Below are 18,729 nucleotides of genomic sequence, written 5' to 3'. Positions count from 1 at the left end.
TCAATCGGGTTTTAAAAGCAAAGGAAGTAGAGGAGGAGAAGAAACAGGAGATAATAAAACGGAAATCTTCCCTCTCTTACTTAGAAATGTTTAATGAAATAACCCAACTTCTAAAAAGACTTGACGAGGCATATCGTAAAAAGTATAGTCTTTCCATAGAAGACGAAGAATGAAAAGTATCCAAATTATCAACAAAATTTACATCCTAGCTATGGTAAGATTTTATTTTGATGAAAGACGTTCATTAGAAGAAGGAAGAGAAAGTTTTCTCAGCGCACTAAACGGCCTACCCTCTCCCAACGGATGCTTCCGGGGGAGAGGATGATTCTTAAAAGGTTAGGGGCGGCAGCGGAGGAGAAATAGATGAGCAATGGCTTCCCTTTTAGGTATTTTTTATCCAGCGGTCCGAAGAAGCGAGAATCCGCAGAGTTATCCCGATTATCGCCCATAGCGAAGATACAATTTTTCGGCACCACCACCGGTCCGAAGTTGTCTCGCACCTCAATCCTTTCTGCGAGAAGTCCTTCCTCCCATAATTTTTGGAAGGAATCACTATCTATATTTAAACCAGAAGAGAGCCAATTATCTTTATGAAGGGCATAAGGCTCGGGAAGAGTCTTGCCGTTGACATAAAGTACCTTATTTCTTACCATCACCGTCTCCCCTTCCACCGCCACACACCTCTTGACAAAGTTCCGGGGGGCATACCAGTGGAAAAAATTTTTATCCTTTGACCAGTAGATGGGTAGGAGGGGGAGAAATCTGGGGAAAATTCTCACATATCTCTCCTCGGGTTGGGGAGAATCTGGGTCCAAGGGATAGCGGAAGACGACAATATCCCCTTTTTTCGGCTCACCGGTGGGGATGATGGTTTTGGTGGTGAAAGGGAGTTTTATGCCGAAGTTAAATTTTGTGACGAGCATAAAATCACCAATGAGAATCGTATCTTCCATAGAACCAGTTGGTACCATAAACGCCTCAACAACAAAGGAGCGGATGAAGGCGACAAAGATTAAAACCGGTCCCCAAGACTTAATAAATTTTTTCATAATCTATAATCATAAAAAAATTAACCAATTTTTCAAGTTTCCGTAGAAACATTAATAGTGATTGTGACCAAAAGATGTGATACCTTGCCAAAATAAACCTCTTCCTATCTTCTTAAAAAGGGAAAATTTAGTGTCAGAAAATGGGGGGTATTTCCGTATTTATTATAGAGGGCTATGAAGAAGTTAAAAGAAGTTATTAAGGTAAGTTATTGGGTTCTAATCCCAACCCTTGAAGAGAGATTGAGGAGGTGTTATCGGGTAATTAGGACTTAATAAAAATGGCATTAAATAATAAAAAACTTTATCAAACAGGAGGGATTTATCTTTATAAAAAGGGGTGTAGCATACAGGGGATGGCATCGGGGATCTAATGGAAGGGATAATAGAAGTTATAAGGAAAGGCTTAATTTTGGATTTAACTGGAAATTTAATAAAGGGTTTAATTGGGGATTTAATAAATACTCTAAAAGAGGGTATAATTGGAACTCTAATTCAGAGTTTAATAGAAGGGATAATAAAGAGTTTAATCCTTTCTCTAACTATGGGTTTAATCCGAAGGGAAAACGGGAGCCTAATTGGGGATGATTAATGGCGTAGGATTCCCCTGGGCACCTATTCTGACTTTTGGGTGGTCACGATCTCTATAAACAGGAGACCGGTGGCGGATTTTATCTAAATCTCTTTGACCAGGAAGGGGAGAATGCGCCTCCCAGGTTGGTGAGTTGTTTCTGTCCGGAACCATCCCAATGCATCACCCAGATTTCCCAAGAGCCGGTCCGGTTGGAGGCGAAGACGATATGGAGACCATCCGGGGAGAAGGAAGGCTCCTCGTTATTTCCCTCAAAGGTGAGTTGGCGGAAGAAACTACCGGTAATGTCGGTGATAAAAATTTGATTTCGTCCCTCCCCAGTCCTTCCGGTATAGGCGATTAAATCTCCCTTCGGTGACCAACAGGGAGAGGTGTTGTAAGAGCCAAAGGTGGTTAAGCGGTAGAGATTTGTGCCGTCAACATTAATTAAATAAATCTGCGGACTACCACTCCGGTCGGAGCAAAAGGCGAGTTGTTGGCCTGAGGGGGAGAAGGAAGGGGAAATATCTATGGAGTGGCCGTAGGTGATCCGATTTTTCTTATCCCCGGTGATGAGATAGAGGTCTAAGGAGCGTTCGGCGGTGACGGCGCAGGCGATATGTTTACCATCTGGGGAATAAGCGGGAGTGGTATTCAATCCACTGGAAGCGGAGATGAGTCGGGAACGGCGCATCTTTAGGTTATAGGCATAGAGATTGAGGTTGCTTCCGGAATAAGAGGAATAGGCAATCTCTTCATTATTTGGTGACCATTCCGGATACAATTTTAGCCCACCGTCATTGGTTAAGGGAATAAAATTTGCCCCATCGTAGTCAATGAGCGCCAATTCCTTTCCCTTCCCTTTTTTGTAGGAGAAGACAATTTTGGTGCGGCAGACCCCTTCTTCCCCGGTTAATAGTTTAATCAGATCGTCGGCAATGGTATGGGCGAGCCAGCGCCAGTCACCAAAATACCCATAATTAAAATCTTTTAACTTCTTTCGCAATTCAAGATCGTAGACCCGGATTCTGATATTTACCACACCCCGTTTTGTAAATAAATCGGGACAGATAAGCACTTTAGCCCCGGTCTGTTGCCATCTACTGAATTCTATCTTTCCCTCCTCGGTATTATAGTTATCCTTAGAGGAGAGAATGCGGAAATATAGGGAGAAGTCAAGGTCGGCGATAAGGACCTTTCTTAAATTATCCGCCATCTCCTTGAGGGAAAGAGAAATCTCTTTTGGGTGGGTAAATTCGGCGATGGTGATGGGGAGTTGTTTTTTTGTCGCCCGGGAGGTGATCTTCGCCCAGACTTCTAAACTTCCTTTTTGACCAAAAGCGAAGGCAAAGAGGATAAAGAGAGATAAAATAATTCTCCTTCCCATCAATCCTTAATTTTACTCCGCCTTTTTCCTCTTTGACTTTTCAATATAGATGGGTTCGCTTTCCCCGGTAATTACCTCGGGGGTGATGATGCATTCACTAATCTCCGAAGCCCGGTTTGGCAGTTCAAACATAATCTCTAAGAGGGCATTTTCCAAAATACTCTTTAAGGCACGGGCACCCGTCCCTTTTTTAAGTGCTAAGTCCGCAGTCTTCGTTAAAGCTTCTGGGGTGAAGGTGAGTTTTACCCCTTCCATTTCAAAATAACGTTGGAATTGTTTGATGAGGGCATTGCGGGGCTTAGTGAGGATTTCTACCAGTGCCTCCTTTGATAAGGGATGAAGGGTGGCGATCACCGGAAAACGCCCAATAAATTCGGGGATAAATCCGTAGCGGAGTAAATCCTCCGGCTCCACCTGGGATAATATCTCTTCGGTAGTCAACCTCTTCGTTTCTGGGGCGTGAAATCCCAAACTTGTCTGCCGCAAGCGCTTCTCCACAATCTTTTCCAAGCCTTCAAAAGTGCCTCCGGCGATGAAGAGGATATTTTTGGTATTGATCGGGATGAAAGGGGCTTCCGGATGTTTGCGACCGCCTTGGGGAGGGCAATGGGCGATCGTTCCTTCTAAGATTTTTAATAGTGCCTGCTGGACTCCTTCTCCGGAGACGTCCCGGGTGATAGAAGGAGAATCAGACTTTCGGCTCAACTTGTCAATTTCGTCAATATAAATGATACCGATTTCTGCTAAGGCGATATCAAAATTTGCGGCCTGAATGAGGCGCAAAAGGATATTTTCCACATCTTCACCGACATAACCGGCTTCGGTTAGGGGGGTGGCATCGGAGATAGAAAATGGGACATTGAGATATTTGGCTAAGGTCTCCGCCAAAAGGGTTTTACCCACCCCGGTGGGACCGATGAGTAAAATGTTGCTCTTCTCCATCTCCACATCGGTCGGTGGGGAGAAGACCCTTTTGTAATGGTTATAGACAGCAACCGAGATTACCCTCTTCGCCCTTTCTTGGCCGATGATGTATTCGTCCAAAAAGCGCTTTATCTCCGGTGGGGAGGTGAGGGTGCGACTTTGGGAGAAGGGGCGGTATTTTTCCTCCTCTTTCAAGAAATTATGGCAAATCCGAACACAGTCGTCGCAAATATAACCGGTCTTTCCGGAGATGAGGCGCCGGCAAACATCTTCGGTCCGACCGCAGAAGGAGCAACGGATTTTATCTCTTCTCTTCTGAGACGGTTCTTTTTGATTCATCTTCCCTCGTGATTATCTCGTCAATGATGCCATACTCCTTTGCCTCCTCCGCGGACATAAAGAAGTTCCGGTCGGAGTCCCGCTCAATCTTCTCCTTCGGTTGGTTGGTATGCTTGGCGAGGATTTCATTGAGCCGGTCTTTGAGCCGGGCGATCTCGCGGGCATGGATTTGAATGTCTGTTGCCTGGCCGGATAAGCCGTGAATCTCCGGTTGGTGGATCATAATCCGGGAGTTGGGCAAGGCGAGTCTCTTTTTTGGGGTGCCGGCAGCTAAAAGGACGGCAGCGGCGCTTGCCGCCATACCCATGCAGATAGTTGAGACCTTTGGTCTTACAAACTGCATCGTATCGTAAATTGCCAAGGCAGAAGAGATATAACCCCCTGGGGAATTGATATAGAGGTAGATATCCTTCTCCGGGTCTTCCGCCTGTAAAAAGAGGAGTTGTGCAATCACCAAATTCGCCACGGTGTCGTCAATCGGAGAACCTAAAAATATGATCCTCTCTTTCAAGAGGCGGGAATAGATATCATACGCCCTTTCTCCTCTTCCCGTCTGTTCAATCACGATTGGTATGTAATACATCTTCCCCTCCAATCTTTGCTTCTTTTAAGAGAAAGTTTAGTACCTTATCCATCAGAATCCTCTCTTTCAAGAATTGACTATGCACCAATTTTTCCTTCTCCTCTTCGGTGAGAGAAAGTTGATTGAGATAATTTTCTATCTCCTCTTTGGTGGGTAGTAAATTTTCTTTTTCCGCAATTCGGGAAAGGATGATCCATAACTTCGCCCGATTTTTAGCCAGGGGGAGGAGTTTCTCTCGGGTCTCCTTTTGGTCTTTTAGTTTATTCTCAATTAAGAGAAGGTCAATCTCCCTTTCAATTAAAGAATCGGGTACGGCAAAATCGTAATTATTGAGGAGGTATTTTTCAATCTCTTTCTTTAAGAGGGCAAGGCGCCTCTCTTCCCATTCCTCAAGGATTAACCCCTTAATCTCTTCTCCCAATTCCGCCAGGCTATTATAACCTAAATTTTTGGCGAACTCTTCATCTAAATTAGGCAGTTCCTCTTTTTTTACATCCCGGACCAAAATTTCAAAACGGACTTCCCTTCCCGCTACCTTCTCCTCCGGGAAGGATTCTGGGATCTTTACTAAGACCTCTTTCCTCTCCCCCCTCTTTATACCCCGGAGATGTTCGTTTAACTCCGGGAAGTTTTTCTCCTCTCCCAAACGGAAACGATAGGCGGAGACCTCTTCTAATTTCTCCTCCCCCAAGAAAATTTTGTAATCCAAAAATAGGATGTCACCATTTTCTGCTGGCTCATCTGTGCTGTGGTAGGTGGCGGATTTCTCTTGGAGGAAGCGGACGCGCCTTTCAAATTCTTCTTCAAAACCCGTAATCTCTGGGTTAATGAGGGGTATCCCTTTGTATTCTTTCAGAGGAAATTCGGGTAAGACCTCTAAGAGGGCGGTGAAGCGGAGGGATTTTTCTGGGGTGATTTCAAAATCGGTAATTTTGGGCTCGGCGATGAGATGGAAGTTTTTCTCCCTTACCACTTTCTCCACTGTCTCCTCAACTATCTCCTGAGCGGCAAGTGATTCCAATTCCTTACCCAATTTTCTTAAAATGATTGGGGGTGGGACTTTTCCTTTGCGAAATCCATCAATTGTAATTTTATCCTTATATTCATTTAATAGCTCTTCAATCTTCTTATGCATCTCGGTTGGTTCAATGGTGACCGAGAGTTCTTTTAGGTATTCCTTCCGTTCGGTAACTGTTAAATCCATATTAGAAATAATCAGATTCTTTGCGAGGAGGGGGACTTGAACCCCCACGAGTTGCCTCACTGGATCCTAAATCCAGTGCGTCTGCCAATTCCGCCATCCTCGCTCACTCCATTATAAAAAAATATTCCTTTCTGTCAATCCCTACTTTTCACCTTAGGAAGAAGGGGGATTAGACTTCTGGTTTCCCTTGACGGAGAGAGACCTGTTAGGATAATAGAGATAGAAGATGAAAAAATTTACTTCCTTATTGGCGATTGATTGTCAGAAGGTCTCCTTAAAAATTGAAGAGTTTATTAAAGGGGTGGTTGACGCCCATTCGGCAAATGGGGTAATAATCGGTCTCAGCGGTGGGATTGATAGTGCAGTTTTAGCTACCCTCTCAGTCCGGGCATTGGGTAAAGATAAGGTCTCCTTATTTTATCTTTACGACCGGGATAGCGAAAAGGGTTTTAGAATCCGGGCTGAGATTTTGGCGAGATGGTTGGATTGGAAATTGGAAGTAGTTGATATTGAGCCCGCAATGAGAAAAAAGGGTCTCTACCAACCCGAGGCTATGAAGATAATCGCTTTCTCCAGTCTTTTTAACCGATTGCTCAATCGGTTATATTTCTTCTTATTCCAGGAGTCCCCTTTTCTTCTCACCATCTCCCAAAAAGAAAGAGGTGAGAATTGGCTTAAAGGTTTCTTATTTTCTTCCGGCATTTTGCCGATTGAAAGAAGTTTCAACATCCGCCATCGCTACCGGCGGGAGGTCTTAGAGGCGAAGGGAAGGGAGAAAGGACTTATCCTCTTGGGCGCCACCAACCGTTCGGAATACGAAATCGGCTGGTTTGTGAAAGATGGGATTGATGACTTGCCGATCTCACCTCTTTTAGGTCTCTATAAGACCCAAATCCGAGCCCTGGCAAATTATTTAGGTCTGCCAAAAGAAGTTATAGACCAAAAACCTTCTCCGGATATGATGAAGGGGATAACGGATGAGTCAGTTTTGGGAATTAGTTATGAGAAGATTGACCTAATCCTTTCTGGTCTTAATAGAAATCTTTCTGAGGAAGAGATAATGACTTTTGGTGTGAGAAAGAGGGAAATATTTTGTGTCCGAAGGCTAAAAGAACTCTCATCTTGGAAAAGGGAAAAGAGGAAGGTGCTGCCTTTTGCTGGGGCAAAAGAGTTATCGGCGGAAGAGGGAGACCTTTACCTGCCCACCCGGTTGCTCTTCGGTGCGGAGGTTGATGAAATAGATACCATCCGGCAAGGGTGAGCCATTCAGGTCTTTACCATCCCAGACGCATTCCTGGTAACCTTTCCTTTCAAACCGATTTTTTAAGGTGAATAACTTCTTTCCCAAGCCATCGTAAATTTCTAAGATCACCCGGCGGGCGGAGGAGAGATGGTATTTGATTACGGTCTTATCCTTAAAGGGATTCGGGCTGACAGAAAGGAGAAAGACTTCTTCCTCTTTCTTTTTCCTCGGTTGGGAGGAGAGGATGAGATAACTGATGCCCGAATATCCGGGGATTAAAGAGTCGCCATAACCCAATTCTAAGTTTAGTTCTTCATCGTTAACTTCTATCTCTCCGAAAAAAGTGGTATCCCCTTCTTCCTTTTCCAAGGTCTTACCTTCAATTTTAATTCTGGTACGCCCAGAGAATTCCGGATGGGAAAAACTGCCAATCTCATAGTAATAACCTCCGGAGGGGATAGGGAAAGACCAAGAAGCGACTTGGGAATTTTTTATCCAATGCTGGCTCGCCCGGCAAGTGAGGCTTTCGTCTGAGGAGATGGTGAAAGATAGATCTTTATCCCAGAGACCAATAAACTGGGTACCGTTATCCCTCTGGGAATAGGTATGAGGGGAGACGGCAAAGAAATGGAAATCCGTTTTGTAAGTAGGGTGGGCGAAATTTATCGGGAGGAGAACCTCTTTCCCATTGGGGGAGAGGGTAATGAAGTTATTCTCTTCCGACCAGACAATTCTTTCGCCGCGCCGGACACCAACCCGGTAGTAATATCTCTTATTTGGCGAAAGCCCAAAGAGATAGAGAGAATGCTCGGTGGTGAAGACCTGTTGGAGGTCTAAGGGGGGGTAACGGAAGAGATAACGGTTTGGTTCGGTTCCCCATTCAATCATAGAAACGGCACTGAGGTTTGTCTCCCAACAGATTTTCGCTGAGAAACCGTTCACCTCCTTCACCCGCACCTTAGAAATTTTTAATGCCTCTTCTTCTCTTTCTCGGTTGAATGAAAAACTATCAACCACCTCATAATCTCCGAGGTGGTTTAAGATTGAGGTCTTCACTTTTAAACTTTTATCCTCTTTCAGGACCTCTACAAAACCCCTACCGGATTGGGCAAAGGCAAGATACTGATTCCCTTTTCGCCAATCTAATGGGAAGGGATTTTCCCAATCCGGAATGATAAAATAGACCGTTCCTTTCTCTCCGTAATATTCTTTATCTCCGGAGACGATGAGACCGGATCGGTCTGGGTCATAAGGGTTTTTCGTTACCGGATGACTGCGGAGGAAGGTATTCCCACCGATTAAGAAAATGATATCAAACCCGTTTCTTTCTCCGGGTGGGGAGAGGTAAAAATCTACCGAATCCTTTCCTAAGGGGAGAAAACGAAGAGAGAAGGGAGAACTATCTTTTGGAAATTCCCCTTCCCGGAAAGAGGGAGCAGGCGGGGATTGAGAAATGAGAAGTTGGTCACAAGAGAGGACCGGGATAAGAAATTTTTTCCCATCTTTTTCTTTGGAGATGGAAGAATTGGCTACGATAAAATCTGGTGGTGACGCCAAGAGAAGGTTAGAAATTTTCCTATCCTTCTCCATTCCCGATGGTAATATGAGGAAACGAAACTTCTCCGGGGAGGGGTAGGAGAAATAATACAGTGGTGAACTAAAGGTATCCGCCTGCAATCGGAAATGATAACTCCCCGGGGTCAAATCCCTTAAAATAAACTTATGCTTATTATTCCTCTCTCCTTTTAAAACCGCCTTTTCTAAACCTTCCTTGCCATAAAGCAACTCCGCCCTTACCGGTTTTGCTGTCTCAAAGGTAATTACTACCGAAGGAGGGGAAAAGGAGAGGCGCGGCTCGGAAATGAAATAAAAGAAAAAAAGAGAAAGAAAAAACATCTTGAAGTTTAACAAAAATATTTAGAAAGTCAACAGTTTTTAAGGGATGAGAAATTTATCAAGGAGTTTAGCCTTTTTCTGGTCAAATGTCTGGGCACCGATCTGATAGAGGTAGAGTCCCTTGGGTAGTCTTCGCCCAAACCGGTCCAAACCATCAAAATAGACCCGATTGAAACCTAACCTACCCACCGTTCTAATCTCTTTCAGAAAACGACCAGAGATGGTATAAATCCTTATGGTGAGGGAAGCGGGTAAGGAGAGATAGAATGTGAAATAACCAGAACCCTTATTTTGGAGGTAGAGGTTATTTCTAATGATTAGGCTGGTCTCGGCTATTGGGTTGAGTTTATAAACCTTTTTCGTCTCGTTGCCCAAATTATCATAAAGGATGAAGGTGAGGGAACAAGGTTCCGCAATCCTCAAAGGATAAGAGAAATTGGCATTTTGATAAGAGGAGAATTCAAATTGAATTCTCTCCCTTAAATCATGAAAATCCTCTCCGCCGTTAAAATAAAAACCTAAGGGATAATCTTTAAGAAGGGCGATACCGCTTTCGTCATAAATTTTGCCGTGAAGGATAAATTCCCTTTCCACAAGGGCTGTTTCCCCTATCTCTTTTCCTTTGATATAAAGCCTCAATTCCGGACCAAAACTATCCGGAGAGATAAACTCTTGATTTAAGAAATAGAGATTATCCCGGAGGTAAGAAATCCCCGTATCCTGGGCAAAGGTCCAAACTCTTATCTTAGCGGTATTGGGGAGTATGGTATAACTCCCATTCTCAACATATCGGACCTCCGGATAAGGAAGCTTAGGAAAAAGAAATTTCGCATTAATCCCTTCCGAAGTTAACTTTCCTCTGCCCAAAAAGAAAATTTCCCCGGGAAGGGTATAGATGAGGGAACAGAGGTGGGAGCGGTAGAAGCGGTATAGTTTGGGTGCGGAGGCGGTTATCTGATAATATCCTTCCCTCATTCTGGTCGTATCGCAATTGACCGTGATCAAACTTCCCGGTTTTAAGGTGCAGGGGCTTACGGAAAGGGGCAAGGTCCTTCGGATGAGAGGGATGAAGGTTGCCCCATCACCGAAAAGGTGGTATTTTCGGTCATAGAACCAGGCGGTTAAAAAGCCTTTACCAATGGGGACTGCCGGTTGAGCAATAATTGGGGCAAAGAGGGCTTGGGCGAAAAAGTAATTGGTTGTAGAAATTGTCCCCTTAGTGGCAGCGACGGTGGCAATCGCTCCTCCTTCCATCCTTTGCAACTCTTCCGCGAGACACTCCTGTTCGGTCTCATCAAACTTTCCAACTCCGCAACTACCATAAAAGCCGAAGAAGGGTTTATCCCGATTTTTAAGTTGGGATAGGGAGTTTAAATCAAGGAATTTTTCGTGAGTCAACCAACCAACCCAACCGTGACCAAAATAAGCCATCATTCCTACTCCTTCATTGAGAGCCGAAATGAGAGCCCGCCGTGCCTTGGGTTTATCATTCGGTTGGGGATAAGGATATTCGGTTAAATAAATTTTCACCGGTTCAAATTCCGAACCTAAAAGATTGGCAAGCCCTTCGCACTGTTCAATGTGGGTGCCAAATCTTATATTATCCGGCCGGTCATAGTAGCCGTTGAATTCGTCGTCCCCGGCTAAAAGAAAACGTTGGCGGTAAGAAGCCTTACTCCGTTCAAAATTCTTAATCTTCTCAAGAAAGGTCCGGAACTCATTTTCGTTACGTCCGGGTAAACGGGAGAGGATAATATCCGGCGACCCACCTTCCCCGTCCCAATCCGCATACCAGGCATCACAGGCATAAGCCTTATCGGTGTAAGGATTGGGGGAAAAATCATAGCCGTATTCATAAGTTGGCACCCCGGGATATTTCCTATAGGGAAGGAGTCCCCGGTAGTCATAAGTGGCATCACCAATTAGGACGACGTAGTAAGGTCTCTTCTCCTTTAAGAATTTCTTAATCGCTCCGGGTTCTTCAATCCCGAAGGCGTATTCGTCATAGATATCAGAAAGGGTGGCAACCACTGTCTTTGCCCGGGGCAGGTCAATAATGTTATTTTGCCGGTATTGGGCTAAGAGTTGCCCAATTTTAAAAAACTCATTCGGAGTGATAACAAAATAATCTCCGGCGAAACTTTTCCGGCGGAGTCGTTGTGGTCTTTTTAGTTCCAAGGAGAGGCATTTTCTAAAACCGTACTCGTTGGTGATTAAAAACCGACAGGGGTAATAAAATGTCTTACCAAAGGTCAAAGTCTCACCGTGGAGAGAAAAATCTTCAAGAATTTTTACGTCCGGGACTCCGGTAGTGGTATCGGAGATAATCTCAAAGAGATAGGAAGGTTTAGGAACAATGGTGGAAGAGACATTATGATTTCCCCTCTCTCTAATCGTCATCGCCAACTGGTTTACCTTTTTCTCTCCAAGAAGGTTTTTCTCGTAGAGGAGGTCAAGATAATCAAGGTAGACCTCTTGTTCCTTTTCCCCGTAGAGAGAGATTTTTAATTCCACACTTTCGCCAATCACTTCTTGAAGTTCCTTTCGGAAGAGAGAGGGAGTGGGTGGATTTTCTCTTTTGAAGGCGAAGGAATCTAAGAGTTTTTCGTTCAGGTAGAAGCGGAGGCGGGCGCTATCCGATTTTCCACAAAAGGCAACACCTATCTTCTTTAAGGTCTTGGCGTGATGGAGAATAAATTTTAAGGAATAGGTTTCCTCTTTCCCCCGTGCCTTGGCGAAATATTGCCAGAGCCATAGGAGTCCGGAACGGGCGGGGCATAAAAGGTCAAATTCCAAATGGCAGGAATCCTCACCCGTGGTCAAATGGGAGGCATTGGGTAGAGGTTTAACCGAATATCTTTTCATCCTCTTTCCCTCTTTTATCCCCCAGGTTAGCCAGTAAAAATTGAAGTTGGTATAGAGACTCTTCAGGTGCTCTCCATAGAAGAGAATAAAGTCTTTCTCATCAAACCGTCCATCCTCTTCTCCCGCCACATAGATTGGCAACTCAATCATCGTATCCGGATAAAGGTAGTTGGTGGTAAATTTGCCGATGTGGTAGATTTTTAAGGTTTTTGGATTTATTGCCGTGAGGTTGACGCCAACTTTTTTTAACTCTTCGCCCGAGATTTGATAGATACCCGTAGAATCAATTTTTATCTTCACCCAATCAAGACCCCGCTCAAAGAAGATGCTTCCTTCCCGGGCCAAGTGGTTTGATGATTTATAAAATTTTGCCTTTTTGCCATTAATAAAAAGTATCTCGTAGATATCATCAAAGTAATCCTTACCCTCCACAATCACGGGCGCTTTCTCATAGAAGACATTCACTCTTATCTCATTATAAACCCGAAATCCACTGCCTAACCACTGGACGGGAAAGAGACGGACTCGGGCGAAACGAATATCTCTTAAATACTCAATACTTTTTATCTCCGCCAGAGCCTTTTTCTCTGGCAATTTTTTAATCGGATTGCCCTCAATATCATACGCTAAATCGCCTTTGATGAAAGTCTCTTTTTGGCCGGTAGCGGAAAGAAATACTCTACCTTCTTGGGGAATTCCCAAAAAGAACTCAATTGTCGGTAAAGGATAATCGTCTATTTTCCTCCCTTCGGCAATCTCGGGGGGATAGCCAGGGAAAATCTTTTCCAGTTGATTCTCGTAAACAATCTCCGCTCCCCTTTCATCTTCTCGGATTAAAGAAAGGGAGGCGAAAAGAAAAAGTGGGAGGAAGAGACTAATTGCGGTTTTTATCGGAAGAGATTTCATTGTTTTTTATTATATAAAAATCCGGAGGCAAATCAAGATAAATTTCTAAAAGGATGGGGCAAATTTTTCTGGTTATAACTTATACCCGATCTTTCGTAAGAAAGATTTCCTCTCCTCTTTATCTTTCTCCGTTTCTACCCCTTTCGGTTTGCTACCGTCAATCACTCCTAAAATTCCCCGACCCGTTTCGCTCTCTACCACCACCACCTCCAAGGGATTGGCGGTTGCGGCATAAATGGTGCACACCTCAAAGACATCCCTAATCGCTTTTAAGACTTGAATGGGATAAGAGTCCTTTAAGATGATAACGAAGGAATGCCCAGCACCGATTTTTAAGGCATTCTTTTCGGCTATCTTCACCAAATCTCCATCATTCCCTTCACTACGTACCAGACATGGTCCGGAAGATTCGCAAAAGGCAATACCAAATTTTGCTGCCGGCGCCGAAGAGGTGATTGCCTCGTAAAGGTCTTCAACCGTTTTAATAAAATGGCTTTGCCCCAAGATCACATTTGCCCCTTCCGGTTTTTCAACTTTGATAATCTCCTGTTTCATAGAAAGAGGTCAATTAAAACTCTTCCAAAAATCTTAAATCATTCTCGTAAAATAACCTCATATCCGGGATTCGGTATTTAATCATCGCTACCCTCTCCACCCCCAATCCAAAGGCATAGCCGGTGTAGCGTTCGGGATCAATGGCGCAATTTCTCAAAACTTGAGGATGAACCATCCCACAACCCAAAATTTCTAACCAGCCTGTTCCTTTACAGGTTTGACAACCCGAGCCATAACAATTGACACAAGAGATAGCCACCTCAGCGGAAGGTTCGGTGAAAGGGAAATAAGAAGGGAGGAAGCGCATCTTTATCCCTTGGCCAAACATCTTCTGACAAAATTCCCGTAAGGTTCCTTTAAGGTCAGCGAATGTGACCCCTTCGTCAACATAAAGTCCTTCCACCTGATGGAAATTTGGGGCGTGGGAGGCATCAAAATCATCCGGTCTAAATACCCGACCCGGCGCGATGATGCGAATCGGCGGTCTTTCTCTCTCCATCACCCGGATCTGAACCGGGGAGGTATGGCTTCGTAAGAGTTTGCCACTATCCAAATAAAAGGAGGAGAACATATCCCTTGCCGGATGGTCTTCGGGAATATTGAGGGCGGAAAAGTTATGCCACTCATCTTCAATCTCTGGTCCAATCTCTTCCTTAAAGCCCATGCCGACAAAAATCTCACAGATTTCATCCAAGACCTGGGAGATGGGATGACGGCGACCGATCCAGAGCCTCCTCCCTGGTAAAGTGAGGTCAATCTCGGGAAGAACCGGTTTCTGGGAAGAGAGGGTAGCCTCTCTTTCTTTAAGGAGGGCTAAGATTTCCTCTTTTAAGAGATTGGCAATCCGACCCACATTCCTCCTTTCCCCCTCGGGCAGGTCTTTTAAGCCTCGTAAGATTCCGGTGAGGATTCCTTTTCTCCCTAAGTATTTTATTCTTAAATCGTTAAGAAGGAGTAAGTTTTCCGCACCGGCGATCTCCTCTTTTGCCTTTCTGCCGATCTCTTCAATCTCGGGAACTGTCATACGGAAGAAGATTGGACCACCGATTTTACTAAGGCGTGAAACTCCTCCGGTTCTCTCAGCGCCATTTCCGAAAGAACCTTTCGGTTAATTTCCACATTTGCCTTTTTCAGGCAGTTGATAAATCGGCTGTAAGAGATCCCGAGGGGGCGAAGGGCCGCCGAAAGTCTCAGAATCCAGAGCCGGCGAAAGTTTCTCTTCCTCAATTTTCGGTCCCGATAGGCGGAGAGCCAACCGCGCATCACGGCGACGCGGGCGGTCTTGTAGAGGCGATGTCTTCCGCCCCAATATCCCTTCGCCTGCTTTAACCACTTCTTCCTCCGTTTTCTCGTATAAGGTCCAGTTCTTACTCTTGGCATATTAACTCCTTATGCGGATAAAAATGGTTTCAACTTCTTCGCAACCGATTTTTTGGTGACGGTCGGTTTGAGCAACCGTTTTTTTCTTGCCTTTCTTTTCCCTGTGAGCAGATGACTCTTTCCCGCCCGGCGGCGGAGTAACTTTCCCGTAGCGGTGATTTTTATCCTCTTCTTCAAAGATTTAAGGGTTTTTAGTTTCATCTCTCATTTGGGTAAATAGGTAAGTTGGATAATCTTACCGGCCTCCCCCAAAGAACGGGGAACACCTTCGGGTTGACCAATCCCCGAGAGGTCGTTAGTCAGCCGGTCTAAAAGTGCTAAGGCTTTATCTTTATAAAGGGCTTCTCTTCCCCGCATCTTCAAGACCACTTTCACCCGATTTTTGGCATTAAGAATTTCTTTAATCTTTCGCAGTTTTGTCTGATAGTCGTGGTCATCAATTTTGTAAGAGAGGCGAACCTCCTTTAATTCTGTGGTCTTCTGTTTCTTCTTCGCCTCCCTCTGTTTCTGCTTTAACTCGTACATATATTTTCCGAAGTCGGTAATATAGCAAACGGGGGGGTCAGCATTGGGTGAAATCTCCACTAAGTCCAAACCCTGCCTTTTTGCCAATTCCATCGCCTCGCGGGTGGGCATAATACCAATCTGTTTCTTATCCGGTCCGATCACTCGGACATAAGGACTCTTTATTAAAAAATTTACCCTAATGCGCTCCTGTTTCATTTTTAACGTTTCTTCTCTATATCCTCCTTGATGAGATTAATAACTTCTTCCCAACTCTTTGTTCCGATAACCCCCTCTCTTCTCTTTCTTAAAGAAACATTCCCTTCCGCTACTTCCCTTTTGCCCACGATTAAAATATAAGGAATTTTTAAGCGCTCCGCTTCCGCTATCTTATAGTTAATCTTTTCCGCTCGGAAATCCGCATCCACCCTAATTCCTTCCCTTTGGCAGTGAGAAAAGATTTTTTCCGCATAAGGTATTTCCTTATCGGTGATAGGGAGGACGCGGGCTTGAATGGGGGAGAGCCAGACCGGAAGTGCTCCCGCGTAGTGCTCAATTAAGGCACCCAGAAACCTCTCTAAGGAACCCAAAATTGTCCGGTGGATGATAACCGCCTGATGGGTATAACCATCTCGGCCGATATACCGGACATCAAACCGGCGGGGGAGGTTGAAATCAAATTGGATGGTTGTTGCCTGCCAGGCATTGTCTAAGCTATCTAAAAGTTTTAAGTCAATTTTTGGTCCGTAGAAGACCGCCTCCCCCTCCGCGGTTTTGTAATCAATCCCCAATTCGTTGAGGGCTTTTTTCAAGGCAGATTCTGCCATTTCCCATTCCGCATCGCTTCCCATATATTTATCTTTATTTTTTGGGTCGCGGACCGATAACTCTACGAAGTAGCGATTGAAACCAAAATCGGAAAGCATCTCCTGGGAGAGTTTTAAGATTTCTTTTACCTCGTCCTCCACCATCTCTTCTGCTAAAAAGATATGGGCATCGTCCTGAGTGAAGCCCCGAACCCGGAGCATACCGTGGAGTGTACCAGACTTTTCGTTTCGGTAGACAGTACCTAATTCCGCAAACCGGAGTGGTAATTCCCGATAACTCCTCACCTGTGACTTATAAATTAAGATGTGCCCCGGACAATTCATCGGTTTTAAGATATACTCCTCATTTTCCAAAGGCAAAAGGAACATATTCTCCCGATAATAGTCGTAATGACCGGAAAGTTTCCAGATTTCGCTCTTAAAGATATGGGGGGTATAGACAATTTTATAGCCCCGCCTTTCGTGTTGGGAAATCCAGTAATTTTCAATCGTTCGGCGGACGATTGCCCCCTTGGGATGCCAATAGACCAACCCGGCACCCGCCTCTTCGTGAAAAGAGAAGAGTTGCAATTCGGGTCCTAACTTTCGGTGGTCGCGGCGTTTTGCCTCCTCCAACCGGTTTAAGAAATCATTTAACTCTTCCTCGGTGGGAAAAGAAATTCCGTAAATTCTAGAAAGCATCCGGTTCTTTTCCGAACCACGCCAGTAAGCGCCGGAGACCGAGAGTAACTTAAAAGCCTTGATCAATCCGGTCCGCAAAAGATGGGGTCCGAGGCAGAGGTCTAAAAATTCTTCCTGGCGGTAGCAAGAGATTTTCTCATCTGGGATTTCCTTAATGATTTCCACCTTATAATCTTCTCCCTTTTCCTGAAAGTAGCGGAGCGCCTCCTCCCGGCTCAAATAGATATGTTCAATCGGAATATCTTTATCTCTCAACTCCGCCATTTTCTTCTCAATAATTATTAAGTCCTCCTCCTTAAAGGGTAGCGGAGGGTCAAAATCGTAATAGAAACCCTTCTCAATCGCCGGACCGATTGCCAACTTTGTGGAAGGGAAGAGGCTTTTTACCGCCTGGGCTAAAAGGTGGGCCGTAGAGTGCCAAAAAATACTCTTGCCTTCGGGCGAAGCGAAATATACCGGTTCCACTTCCCCTTCTCGGACCGGTTCTGAGAGGTCAAGTAAAATACCCTGCCACTTTACCGCCAGACAATTATCTTTAACAATATCCTTAAATTTCAAATTGGGCTCTACTTCCAGAACCTTCTCTTCAATTTTTATCTTCATTTTAACCCCATATGATACCGATAAAATATCTCTTGTCAATACAAAAATTGCCATAAACCTTTGCCGCCAAAATAGATAAGGAGAGAGGCGAGAATTATCAAGAGAGCGCGAAAGATTTTCGTGTTCAATCGACCGAGGGCAGCAATTCGGGCAATAAAGATGAGCCAGGCATAATCAAGCCAGACATGGGAGAGATACAAAAGTCCAACCCCAAAAAATCCTCTTTTAGCAAGCGCCTCGGAAATCAAGGAGGCGCCGATCCCCAGCCACCAGGTGAAGAAGTAAGGATTGAATAGGGTTAGGAAAATGCCAGTAAGGATTGGTTGTTCTATTCTCCTGAGGGGAGGTTCTTTTATCTTTTCATTTAATCTTAACGCCTTCTCCATCGTGGAAAACCCAAAGTAAAAGAGAAAGAGACCGCCTAAAATCCCAAAGGTTCGGTGGAATAAGGAATGCTTAAAAGCAGCGCTCACACCCAAGGCGAGGAGGATGAGATAAGGCAATTCCACTATCGTATGACCGAGACCGACGAGAAGCCCGCTCTTCCAACTTCTCTTCAATCCTAAGGTAGCGGTGGCAGCGGTTAAAGGTCCAGGAGCCAAAGCCCCGGAAAGGCTAACGATACTCACCTTAAATAATAATTCGTACAATCTCAAAAATCTTACGGAAAATCAAATTAAAGTCAAATATACGGTTTTCATCAAAAATAATCTTACCGAAAATGGGTTATTTAATCAAAAATATCTTACCATTGAAAAAATTTAGGCTCCCTCCCATATTAAAAAGTAATAGAGGGAGCCTTTATGGTTATAACGATGCCAAAGGAAATATACAAGATGAAAATTAAACGGTCAATAATTAAAGTTAATGCCAAAAATTATCATTCCGCATCAAAAAAGAAGAAAACAGAAATTCTTAATGAATTAGTTCAAATAACTAATCTCCATCGAAAGTATCTTATAACCCTCCTCAATGGCACCGGTAAGGTAATTTATACCAAAGATGGAACCAAACTAGTAGGTAACCCGACTATCACTTATACCCACAAACGGGGACGAAAGAAGATCTATACCCAAGACCTCATCCCTTACTTAAAAATCCTCTGGGAAATAGTAGGTTTCCGCTCCTCTATCCATCTCGTTACCTTTATTCGGCAAAATAAGGAAATCCTCTATGATACCTCAACCTTAAATAAATTAAGCCTAAACTTAAAGA

16 protein-coding genes and 1 tRNA gene are annotated in these 18,729 nt (G+C 44.3%); 2 read left to right on the top strand and 15 right to left on the bottom strand.

The window, feature by feature from the left end:
- Positions 1-269 precede the first annotated feature (269 nt).
- The 6 genes from lepB to ABIL00_06810 all read right to left on the bottom strand — a co-directional run bounded on the left by lepB (position 270) and on the right by ABIL00_06810 (position 6,157).
- The gene (lepB, locus tag ABIL00_06835; protein MEO0110471.1) at positions 270-1,049 is read right to left on the bottom strand and encodes a signal peptidase I; all 780 of its coding nucleotides are present in this window, start codon (positions 1,047-1,049) and stop codon (positions 270-272) included.
- A gap of 668 nt (positions 1,050-1,717) precedes the next feature.
- Entirely contained in the window at positions 1,718-3,004 is a 1,287-nt protein-coding gene (locus tag ABIL00_06830) for a Tol-Pal system beta propeller repeat protein TolB (protein ID MEO0110470.1), read from the bottom strand.
- 12 nt (positions 3,005-3,016) lie between these two features.
- Positions 3,017-4,267, bottom strand: coding sequence for an ATP-dependent Clp protease ATP-binding subunit ClpX (gene clpX, locus ABIL00_06825; protein MEO0110469.1), 1,251 nt, complete (start codon positions 4,265-4,267; stop codon positions 3,017-3,019).
- On the bottom strand, positions 4,230-4,850 hold the full coding sequence (clpP, locus tag ABIL00_06820) for an ATP-dependent Clp endopeptidase proteolytic subunit ClpP (GenBank protein MEO0110468.1): 621 nt from the start codon (positions 4,848-4,850) through the stop codon (positions 4,230-4,232). The genes clpX and clpP overlap by 38 nt, the downstream gene beginning before the upstream one ends.
- The gene (gene tig / locus ABIL00_06815; GenBank protein ID MEO0110467.1) at positions 4,825-6,114 is read right to left on the bottom strand and encodes a trigger factor; all 1,290 of its coding nucleotides are present in this window, start codon (positions 6,112-6,114) and stop codon (positions 4,825-4,827) included. The genes clpP and tig overlap by 26 nt, the downstream gene beginning before the upstream one ends.
- A tRNA-Leu gene (locus ABIL00_06810) sits at positions 6,076-6,157 on the bottom strand. Before ABIL00_06810 ends, tig begins: the two co-directional genes overlap by 39 nt.
- 123 nt (positions 6,158-6,280) lie before the next feature.
- Between ABIL00_06810 and nadE the strand changes: the two genes are divergently transcribed.
- Positions 6,281-7,315 (top strand): NAD(+) synthase, encoded by a 1,035-nt coding sequence (nadE, locus tag ABIL00_06805; GenBank protein MEO0110466.1) that lies wholly within the window; start codon positions 6,281-6,283, stop codon positions 7,313-7,315.
- Here nadE and ABIL00_06800 read toward each other — a convergent pair.
- The 9 genes from ABIL00_06800 to ABIL00_06760 form a co-directional block, all read right to left on the bottom strand.
- Positions 7,226-9,193, bottom strand: a complete 1,968-nt coding sequence (locus tag ABIL00_06800; protein ID MEO0110465.1) for a fibronectin type III domain-containing protein — start codon at positions 9,191-9,193, stop codon at positions 7,226-7,228. The two genes, nadE and ABIL00_06800, sit on opposite strands and share 90 nt — an antisense overlap.
- A gap of 39 nt (positions 9,194-9,232) precedes the next feature.
- A complete protein-coding gene (locus ABIL00_06795; protein ID MEO0110464.1) occupies positions 9,233-12,964 on the bottom strand; it encodes a C25 family cysteine peptidase in 3,732 nt (1,243 codons plus the stop codon).
- A gap of 72 nt (positions 12,965-13,036) precedes the next feature.
- A complete protein-coding gene (locus ABIL00_06790) occupies positions 13,037-13,519 on the bottom strand; it encodes an adenosine-specific kinase (GenBank protein ID MEO0110463.1) in 483 nt (160 codons plus the stop codon).
- Positions 13,520-13,532: 13 nt separating this feature from the next.
- The gene (pheS, locus tag ABIL00_06785; protein ID MEO0110462.1) at positions 13,533-14,543 is read right to left on the bottom strand and encodes a phenylalanine--tRNA ligase subunit alpha; all 1,011 of its coding nucleotides are present in this window, start codon (positions 14,541-14,543) and stop codon (positions 13,533-13,535) included.
- Entirely contained in the window at positions 14,540-14,899 is a 360-nt protein-coding gene (gene rplT / locus ABIL00_06780; GenBank protein MEO0110461.1) for a 50S ribosomal protein L20, read from the bottom strand. Before rplT ends, pheS begins: the two co-directional genes overlap by 4 nt.
- Before the next feature lie 9 nt (positions 14,900-14,908).
- The gene (gene rpmI, locus ABIL00_06775; GenBank protein MEO0110460.1) at positions 14,909-15,100 is read right to left on the bottom strand and encodes a 50S ribosomal protein L35; all 192 of its coding nucleotides are present in this window, start codon (positions 15,098-15,100) and stop codon (positions 14,909-14,911) included.
- 3 nt (positions 15,101-15,103) lie between these two features.
- Entirely contained in the window at positions 15,104-15,622 is a 519-nt protein-coding gene (gene infC / locus ABIL00_06770) for a translation initiation factor IF-3 (protein ID MEO0110459.1), read from the bottom strand.
- A gap of 2 nt (positions 15,623-15,624) precedes the next feature.
- A complete protein-coding gene (gene thrS, locus ABIL00_06765) occupies positions 15,625-17,514 on the bottom strand; it encodes a threonine--tRNA ligase (GenBank protein MEO0110458.1) in 1,890 nt (629 codons plus the stop codon).
- Positions 17,515-17,549: 35 nt separating this feature from the next.
- Positions 17,550-18,164: a LysE family transporter gene (locus ABIL00_06760; protein ID MEO0110457.1), complete on the bottom strand. Its 615-nt coding sequence runs from the start codon at positions 18,162-18,164 to the stop codon at positions 17,550-17,552.
- 165 nt (positions 18,165-18,329) lie between these two features.
- Between ABIL00_06760 and ABIL00_06755 the strand changes: the two genes are divergently transcribed.
- A partial coding sequence (locus tag ABIL00_06755) for a hypothetical protein (GenBank protein ID MEO0110456.1) occupies positions 18,330-18,729 on the top strand: 400 nt, incomplete at its 3' end.

The organism is candidate division WOR-3 bacterium (genome assembly GCA_039801905.1).
In the GTDB taxonomy this organism is placed as follows: domain Bacteria; phylum Hydrothermota; class Tepidihabitantia; order Tepidihabitantales; family JBDRVQ01; genus JBDRVQ01.
Note: the sequence above shows the minus strand (reverse complement) of the source record. Positions and strands in the feature narration are given on the sequence as shown.

Coding starts and splice junctions, on each gene's coding strand:
- lepB (MEO0110471.1), bottom strand. CDS start 1,049: ATGAAAAAATTTATTAAGTCTTGGGGACCGGTTTTAATCTTTGTCGCC.
- ABIL00_06830 (MEO0110470.1), bottom strand. CDS start 3,004: ATGGGAAGGAGAATTATTTTATCTCTCTTTATCCTCTTTGCCTTCGCT.
- clpX (MEO0110469.1), bottom strand. CDS start 4,267: ATGAATCAAAAAGAACCGTCTCAGAAGAGAAGAGATAAAATCCGTTGC.
- clpP (MEO0110468.1), bottom strand. CDS start 4,850: ATGTATTACATACCAATCGTGATTGAACAGACGGGAAGAGGAGAAAGG.
- nadE (MEO0110466.1), top strand. CDS start 6,281: ATGAAAAAATTTACTTCCTTATTGGCGATTGATTGTCAGAAGGTCTCC.
- ABIL00_06800 (MEO0110465.1), bottom strand. CDS start 9,193: ATGTTTTTTCTTTCTCTTTTTTTCTTTTATTTCATTTCCGAGCCGCGC.
- ABIL00_06795 (MEO0110464.1), bottom strand. CDS start 12,964: ATGAAATCTCTTCCGATAAAAACCGCAATTAGTCTCTTCCTCCCACTT.
- ABIL00_06790 (MEO0110463.1), bottom strand. CDS start 13,519: ATGAAACAGGAGATTATCAAAGTTGAAAAACCGGAAGGGGCAAATGTG.
- pheS (MEO0110462.1), bottom strand. CDS start 14,543: ATGACAGTTCCCGAGATTGAAGAGATCGGCAGAAAGGCAAAAGAGGAG.
- rplT (MEO0110461.1), bottom strand. CDS start 14,899: ATGCCAAGAGTAAGAACTGGACCTTATACGAGAAAACGGAGGAAGAAG.
- rpmI (MEO0110460.1), bottom strand. CDS start 15,100: ATGAAACTAAAAACCCTTAAATCTTTGAAGAAGAGGATAAAAATCACC.
- infC (MEO0110459.1), bottom strand. CDS start 15,622: ATGAAACAGGAGCGCATTAGGGTAAATTTTTTAATAAAGAGTCCTTAT.
- thrS (MEO0110458.1), bottom strand. CDS start 17,514: ATGAAGATAAAAATTGAAGAGAAGGTTCTGGAAGTAGAGCCCAATTTG.